General features: G+C 71.2%; 6 protein-coding genes. 4 read left to right on the plus strand and 2 right to left on the minus strand.

What is annotated here, in order from left to right; all coding sequences use genetic code 11:
• Nucleotides 1-268: 268 nt before the first annotated feature.
• Nucleotides 269-1,423 carry a tryptophan dimethylallyltransferase family protein gene (locus ACZ4FV_RS36570; protein WP_395865045.1) on the minus strand — a complete coding sequence of 385 codons (1,155 nt, stop codon included), beginning with the start codon at nt 1,421-1,423 and terminating at the stop codon, nt 269-271.
• Between the two features lie 518 nt (nt 1,424-1,941).
• On the opposite strand from ACZ4FV_RS36570, the gene ACZ4FV_RS36575 reads away from it, so the two are divergent.
• Nucleotides 1,942-2,964 (plus strand): MBL fold metallo-hydrolase, encoded by a 1,023-nt coding sequence (locus ACZ4FV_RS36575; protein WP_402237169.1) that lies wholly within the window; start codon nt 1,942-1,944, stop codon nt 2,962-2,964.
• A 154-nt stretch (nt 2,965-3,118) separates the two neighbouring features.
• Nucleotides 3,119-4,201: a winged helix DNA-binding domain-containing protein gene (locus ACZ4FV_RS36580; protein WP_395865041.1), complete on the plus strand. Its 1,083-nt coding sequence runs from the start codon at nt 3,119-3,121 to the stop codon at nt 4,199-4,201.
• A gap of 99 nt (nt 4,202-4,300) precedes the next feature.
• Here ACZ4FV_RS36580 and ACZ4FV_RS36585 read toward each other — a convergent pair whose 3' ends face one another.
• Nucleotides 4,301-4,945, minus strand: a complete 645-nt coding sequence (locus ACZ4FV_RS36585; protein WP_395865039.1) for an HNH endonuclease family protein — start codon at nt 4,943-4,945, stop codon at nt 4,301-4,303.
• Nucleotides 4,946-5,482: 537 nt separating this feature from the next.
• Between ACZ4FV_RS36585 and ACZ4FV_RS36590 the strand changes: the two genes are divergently transcribed.
• Both ACZ4FV_RS36590 and ACZ4FV_RS36595 read left to right on the plus strand, forming a co-directional pair.
• On the plus strand, nt 5,483-6,661 hold the full coding sequence (locus ACZ4FV_RS36590) for a serine hydrolase domain-containing protein (RefSeq protein WP_402237174.1): 1,179 nt from the start codon (nt 5,483-5,485) through the stop codon (nt 6,659-6,661).
• A 303-nt stretch (nt 6,662-6,964) separates the two neighbouring features.
• Nucleotides 6,965-7,666, plus strand: a complete 702-nt coding sequence (locus ACZ4FV_RS36595; RefSeq protein ID WP_465324784.1) for a hypothetical protein — start codon at nt 6,965-6,967, stop codon at nt 7,664-7,666.
• Nucleotides 7,667-7,753: the final 87 nt, after the last annotated feature.

Raw genomic sequence — 7,753 nt, forward strand, 5'->3', positions numbered from 1 at the left:
CCGCCGTCGACTCCGGACTGTCGACAGGATGTCGACTCTAGGAAGGCGGCGCGTCGGTGTGCCGCACGCGGCGCTTGGATTCGCTCGAAAGGATGGTTGGGCGGTGGCGTCGGTTCGGGAGGGATCGCGGTGTGTCGGGTCGACGACATTGCCCGGGGAGGGCGCTTCTTCTCTCGGTGACAGCGTTCCTCCCGGTGCGGCGATCCTTCGGTGACGGCATTCCATGGGTGGCGACGTTCCTTCGGCGCGGATTCGGGAGGGTGCTCCGCTACGACTTCTCCGGGCGGGGCCGCTGCGTGCGCGGTGCCCCGACTCGGTAGGCCTCGGAGGAGAGGTAGGCCGTCACCCTCGGTGGGTGGCCTGCGGCCTGCACGAGGGAGAGGTACGAGATCAGGCCCACCCCGTCGGCCGGGCGGCGCCTGGACACCGCGCCCAGCGCCCGATCGAGCAGGGCCGTGGGCAGACCTTGGTCGCGCAGTACCGACGCCGCGCGGTCGCGGGCGCACGCGTCGTCCCCGACGTAGTCGCGTACCGGCAGGTGCAGCGTGTAACCGGTGGGGCCGCATGTGTCGGGGCCACCGTTGAAGGACAGGCACGACAGCAGGGGACGACCGTCGAAGCGGTTCGTGGCGCCGGCGACGCGGGAGAACCGCACCACCTGCTCCGGACATCCGCCCCCGTACAGTCCGGCGACGCGGCGGACACCGTCGAGGTCGAAGCGGTGATGGGCGACGTAGACCTTCACGCGTGGCGCCGCCCACGACCCCAGATCCACCCCGACGAACGCGAACCGATCGTCGTCGGGCCGGCGTGCCGCGACGTGCGCGCGTACCGCCGCCCAGGCCCGCGCGTACCCGAACCGGGCCATGGCCTCGTCGATCACCTCCGCCGCGGGTCCGGGCCCGTGCGCCCCGGGATTTACGTACGCCTTGAACCCCGGGCCTTCGTGCGCCCGCAACTCCATCGCGCACCACAGCGCGAAGGCACCCTGCGGCGCGGCCGGGAAGAAGAGGGTCTCGACCCGACGCAGCGGCTCCAGGGAGAATTCCCAACGACCGGCCAGCCGGCGCAGCGCCGCCCACCCCGACCTGCTGTTGCCGGCGAGTGTTGCCGCACCACAGCCGGGCTCGGTCAGCACCCGCACACTCGGTGGGCCGCCGCGCGGGACCGTCACCGAGAACTCGGCGGGCGTGTGATCGTCGGAGACGAAGGACGGCCAGGCGGGCGGCGCGCCGAGGGGTCGGTCGGCCGAGGTGCCGAGCAGGTCGGTCAGCGAGTCCGCGTATCGCCTTTCGGGATCGGCCACCCCGGTCACCCGACACAGCCGGTCGAGTTGTCCTCGGACGTGACTTCCCAACGTGGCGGGGCGTCCCGCCGCACGCCAGGCGGACAAGATCTCGTAGGGGTTGACGACAAGGGTCACGACTGCCTCCCGGTGCTCCGTTCTCCGTCCCGCGGCCCGGTCGGCTGCCGCCGACCCGCCCGGGAGTGCCGGGAGCGCGGATCGGTGTCGGCGGTTGGCCGGCCCCGGGCCCGGGCTCCACCTGGAAGGCGCGAGATCGGAGCCGGCACCTGCTGGGTCGGAGCCGGCACCCCTTGGATCGGAGCCGGCACCTCCCGGATCGGAGCCGGAAGCCGATGGTGCGGTCGCGGCATCCGTGAGCCGGGAGGGGGGCGCCGGTGACCCGGAAGCGGGGCGGCGACGGATGCAGGGTGATGGGGGCGGATGCGGCTCGGAGCCCGCCTCCGGTTCGGTCGCCGATGGGGTCGGGCGCACGGACGTCCGGGGCGGATTGCCGGGCGGGGCCTGCGAGGTGGGCAAGTCCGCCACCAGCGGCGATAGTTGATTGCCTATGGCTTCCGGTCGGATCCGGTCTTGGACACGTGGCGACGGCCCTTGATGTGCTGCCCCCGTAATCGCAACGGAACGGGGAGCACGAGATGTGTGAGAACTGCACGACCGCCGGTGGGCAGGCGGGCGCGAGTCGTCGAGGACTGTTGCGAACGGCGGTGATGGGTGGTGCGGGGCTTGCCGCGGCGGGGCTCGCGGTTGCCGGCGGCGCACCGGTCGCGGCGGCGGAGCCCGAGGTCGCGGTGGAAGCGGCTCGCGGACCCGTGGGGGTGGGTCTGCGGTGGCTCGGCGTGGCCGGCTGGGAAATCACCTTCGACGGGCGCGTGTTGTACTTCGACCCGTACCTGAGCCGCTTCGACTATCGCCTCCAGGGCGGCGCGTTGCGCACCGACCCGCGCGTGATCGAAGGGCTGTTGGCCTCCGGTCGACTGGCGGGACCGCCCGAACTGGTCATGGTGAGCCACGGTCACTGGGATCACATGGCGGACGTGCCCTATTTGTTGACCCGCAAGGAGTGGGCGGCGCGCACGATCGACACGATCGGCACGGAGACGCACGCCCATCTGCTGCGGGCCATGGGCGTCGAGCGCCCGGTGATCGTCGCCTCGGGTGGTGAGTACCTGAGCTTCGGCGGCGGCGCCTACACCGTCGAGGTGATCCGTAGCCTGCACAGCCAGTCCGCCGGCCACGGCTTCTTCGCGCCCGGCTCGCGCACCGCGCCGCCTCCGCCGCCGACGACCACGGCCGACCTGGTCGAGGGCGGCACGCTCGCGTACCAGGTCACCGTGCCGGGCCGGCTGAAGGTGATGCTGTTCGGCGGCACCAACTTCGTGGAGCGGGAGATCGCGGGGATGCGGCCGGACGTGGTGATGGTGTCGATGACGGATTACAGCACGGTCCACGAATACCTGCCGAGGCTGCTCACCGCGCTCGGCGGGCCGCGCTACGTCATCCCCAGCCATCACGACGACATGATCACGGGCTACGACGACCCGGCCCTCCCCGGGACCGTGAATCCCAAGGCGGTCGCCGAACTTCGTGCGACGATCGCCCGGGCGGGGCTTGCCTCCAAGGTCGTTCCGGCCGTGCATCTCCAGCGCTTGAATTTCTGACCGGGCCGCGATCGGGAATCGGGTCGGCTCCCGATCGCTCACCGGAGCCGATGCCAACCAGACGCGCTGCCAACGACGTTCCGTCATCCGCACGATATGGTCCGACCCGGGCGGTCGGTCCCATTCCCACAGATGAAGACGCGAGGCATTGTCGATGCTCGACCCGGAGCGGATCCGCAGGACGCGAGCCCGTGCGCAGGCCTTGGCGGAGGGGGTCCGGGAGGACTCCGTCGAGGCGGTCGTGCGGCGGGTCCTGGCCATCCAGGCCCAGGACGCCACCGCCGCCGACCTGGGCATCCGCGTACGAGGCAGGGGCATCGGAGCGCGCGACGTCCGCGCGGCGTACGAGAACGAGCGCAGTGTCGTGCGCACCTGGCTCATGCGCGGGACCCTGCACACCGTCGCGGCCGAGGACGTTCGCCGGCTCCTGCGGCTGCTCGCGCCCCGCCTTCTCGACGGGACCGGTCGCCGTTACCGGGAACTCGGCCTGGACGAGGGCCTGCGCGAGCGCGCCGACCGCCTCATCCGGGACGCCCTCACCACACATGGGCCGCTCACGCGCCAGGAGCTGACCGACCGCCTGGGCACCCTCGGCGTCCCGCCGGAAGGACAGGCGTCGTTCCACCTGATCCGCCACGCGGCCCTCACCGGCATCGTGTGCCACGGTCCCGAACACGCGGGTGAGGCGACCTACGCCCTTCTCGACGACTGGGTACCGGCGCAACCCGACGACTCCGGAGGGGAGTCGGAGTCGGACCTCGCCGAACTCGCGCTCCGCTACCTGAAGTCGCACGGACCCGTCGACACGGAGGACTTCGCGACCTGGTCGGGCCTGCCCATCACCTGGGCCCGCAAGGCATGGAAGGCACTGGCGTGGTCGGGCGCGATCACCGACGACGGCGTACCGACCGGGTCCGTCGATCCTGCGGCGGACTCGGCCGCCAGGTCGTCCGAGGCGCCGGACGTGCGGATGTTGCCCGCCTACGACGGCTACCTCGTCGGCTATCGCACCCGCGAATCGGCCGTTCCCGCCGCCTACGAGCACCGGGTTCGCCCGGGCGGCGGGCTCATCCGGCCCACGATCACGGTCGACGGGCTGGCCGTTGCCACCTGGACCCGCCTCGCCGGCGGACGCACCGTCGAGGTGAGCGCGTTCGAGCCGCTGTCTGCCGTGGTCGAAGCGGGCATCGAGGCCGAACGGTCGGAGGTCGTCGGCTTCCTGCGGCCTGCGGTATGACCGTGGCAGCGGTTCTCGCGGTGGGCGCGGCGGTGGCGGCGTCCGCGTGTGCCGTCCGCGGCTTCCGACGGCACACGTGCGGTCGGCGTGCGGCAGGGGTCAGCAGGCGTTGAGGAGCGTGGTGAGGGCGCTCTTCTCGGTGGCGTCGACGGTCAGTGCGTAGTCGTGCTTGACCTGGACCCAGGCTCGGGCGTAGGTGCAGCGGTAGGAGGCCTGGGGGAGCCATTCGGCGGGGTCCTTGTCGCCCTTGGAGCGGTTCGACGAGGCCGAGACGGCGATGAGTTGAGGGGCGTTCACGTCGTTGCCGAAGGCGCGGCGCCGGGTCGTGGTCCAGGCCCAGGCGCCGGACGCCCAGGCCTCGGACAGCGGTACGACGTGATCGATGTCGAACGTCGACGGGTTCGTGGTGACGGCGTTGTCGTAGGCGCTGGTCCAGGTTCCGGAGGTGGCGGTGCAGGCGCTGTTCGTGGTCACGCCGTTGCCGTCGCGCTTGAGGATCCATTCGCGCGTGTCGCAGGTCCCGGAGATGGTGATCCAGGTCGGGAACAGGTCGCGGTCGTAGCTGTCACCGTGTGTCTCGGCGGTCGCGGACATGCCGGACAGGTAGGAGCGGGCGGTTGCCGCCGATATCGGTGTGGGCAGCGCGGCCTGCGCGGGGGTGATCGCGGTCGCCGTCGCGGCCAGGGCAAGACCGGCTATACACAGGGGGGTTGCGGCGCGGCGCAGCACGGTCGCAGTGGTCATGGCGGGGTCCTCCCGAGGGTCGTGGTGACGTCCGGCCCGGGACGGGCACGGATCGGCGCGCCCAGCGTGCCCGAGTCGTGTGCGTCACCGGGACCCCACGCGGCGTGAATTCTTCGTGACGAGCACTGCCGTCCCGACCGATTCGCCGCCCCCGGAAGCCGGCCGAACGCGGCGCCGCGGCACCGGCATCCGGGACCGGCACGGGCCTCCCCCGATTCGTTTCCGGCCGCACACCCGGCCGGCCCGCGCTCGACGGCCGGCAACAGGCGCGGTCTCGACGGCACTTCACCGCGATGCCGGGGTGTGAACGGGACACGATTTCGGCAACGTGGCCGCACTACCGGAGCTCGCGGCCCGCCGTGTGTGAATCACCATGGGCCATCCGGTGCATCCGCTCGTTTCCCATCGGCTGAGCGCGTCGGGGGTTAGCCCTACCCGGAACCCGGCGGGTAACGGGATCGTTCGGAGTGGCCGCGTCCGGACATGCTGGGTCCTGCACATACGGTTGGTTTTCGGCGATTCCACAGGAGTTGGCTCGTGCGTAAGCAGGCATGGCAGGGATTCCGTTCTCCCACGCGGCGTGGTGGTCGGCGCAAGGCGGTTTCGGCCGCGGCCGCAGTGGCCGCGGGCGTCGTGACGATGGGCATCCTGGCGCCGCCCTCGGCGTCCGCCGCCGGTAGGCCCGACAACGTCCAGCGGGGTCTGAACGCGCTGATCCAGCCGGAAGGGCCGCCCGGCGCGCTGGCGAGCGTCCAGGGCCGCGACGGCCACGACCGTACCTACACCGCGGGGGTGGGCGATCTGGCCACCGGCTCGAAGGTGCCCAGGGACGGTCAGGTTCGGATCGGCAGCAACACCAAGACGTTCACCGCGGTGCTCGTGCTGCAACTGGTCGCCGAGGGGAAGATCGGCCTCGACACCTCGATCGATACCTACCTGCCCGGCCTCGTTCACGGCGAGGGCATCGATGGTCGAAAGATCAAGGTCCGTCACCTCCTGCAGCAGACCAGCGGGCTGCCCAACTACAGCAACCATCTCGGCGACGAGGTCCGGTACTTCGAGCCCCGCGAGCTCGTCGACATCGCGCTCCGGCACCCGGCCGACTTCGATCCCGGGGAGAAGTGGGCGTACAGCAACACGAATTACGTGCTGGCCGGCCTTCTCGTCGAGAAGGTCACCGGTCGACCCCTCGCCAAGGAGATGGACCAGCGCATCTTCAAGCGCATCGGATTGCGTCACACCTACTTCCCCGCCCCCGGTGACGTGACCATCCGAGGGCCCCACCCCAAGGGCTACTACCAGGATGCGCCGGGCGCGCCGCTGCGCGACGTCACCGGAACCGACCCCTCCTGGGGCTGGGCGGCAGGTCAGTTGATCTCCACCAACTCCGACGTCAACAGGTTCTTCACCAAGCTCCTGTCCGGTCACCTCCTCCCGCAGGCCCAACTCACCGAAATGCGCTCCGCCACCCTCCCCGCCGATGCCACCTTCGGTGCGGGCGCCCGCTACGGGCTGGGGATCGTGAGCAAGCCCCTGCCGTGCGGCGGCGGGGACCGGCTCTACTGGGGCCACGGCGGCAGCTTCCCGGGTTACGAGACCCGCGGCGGCGCCACGGACGACGGCCGTGCCGGCAACGTCGCGGTCACCATCCAGCTGAACGACGCGGCATCCAGGAAGCGGGTGGACAACGTGGTGGAAGCGGCCCTGTGCCGCTGAACCGCGCCCGGTGAGGCCCATCCCGACGGTCGGCCCGCGCATCCGACCTCGAACCGCGCCCACGGTGCCGTGCCTCCGTCGCGCTCGCCAACTGAACTTGCCCCTCACGCACGGGGTTTGCGGCCTCCGGGCATGCGGCCCACCAACCTCCTCGATGGCCCCGGGTGAACGTGTCGGGTACCGCCCGGGATCATGTATGCGGGTCACGGTCGGTGGGGTCGGGGCGGGAACGGATCGGGGACGTCGATGGCGCGCGTGGGTTCGGCTGTGCGGGTGGTGGCAGCAGCGGTGGGGATGGCGTTGATGACGGGGTGTTCCGCGGCTGCGGACCTGGCCGACTCGGCCTCCGCGGATCTGTCGCGACTGGGCAACAAGGCGCTGTACGAGCGGGTGGACAAGGCGATCGACGATATTCGCCACGTCCGGGTCACCTCCGACCTGCGCAGCGCCGGGATGAGCGTGCACGCCGATATGCGGCTGGACTTGAAGTCCGGTGACTTCACGAGCCTCGGGAAGGTCGAGGGCTACACCGTCGAGACGATCAGCGTCGGCTCGGACATGTACGTCAAGGCTTCGCGCGCCTATTGGCAACGGGGTCTCGGTCCCGGCAAGGCCGACCTGGTGGCCGCGTTGGAAGGCAAGTACGGGCACGTCGCGGCGGATGATCAGGCGCGTTCGAGGATGGGCGAGGCATCGAAGGCGGCCAACCCGCGTACGTTCGTCCATGACCTGCCGGAGGCGGATCGCCGGGCCGACACCGTCATCGAGGGTCGTCGCATGGTCGTGCTCGCGGAGTCCGAGGACGACGATGCCGCGCTCATCTACATCCCGGCGGTCGGCCCGGCGTTGCCCGTCGAAATGCGGGCGGAGGCGTCCGATTCGGACGCGGACTCGATCAGGGTGACCTGGTCGGAGTACGACCGCCCCGTCGAGATCAAGGCGCCCGCGCGCGACTTGGTCGTCGAGTTGCCCACGCTCGGGAACGCGCCCCTCCCCGGGCTGTGATCGACGCGGGGGGGGGGGGGGGGGGGGGGGGGGGGGGGGGGGTGGGGGAGGGGGGGGGGGGGGGGGAGAAAAGGGGGAGAGAGAAAG

It is taken from the genome of Embleya sp. NPDC025285, assembly GCF_055558835.1.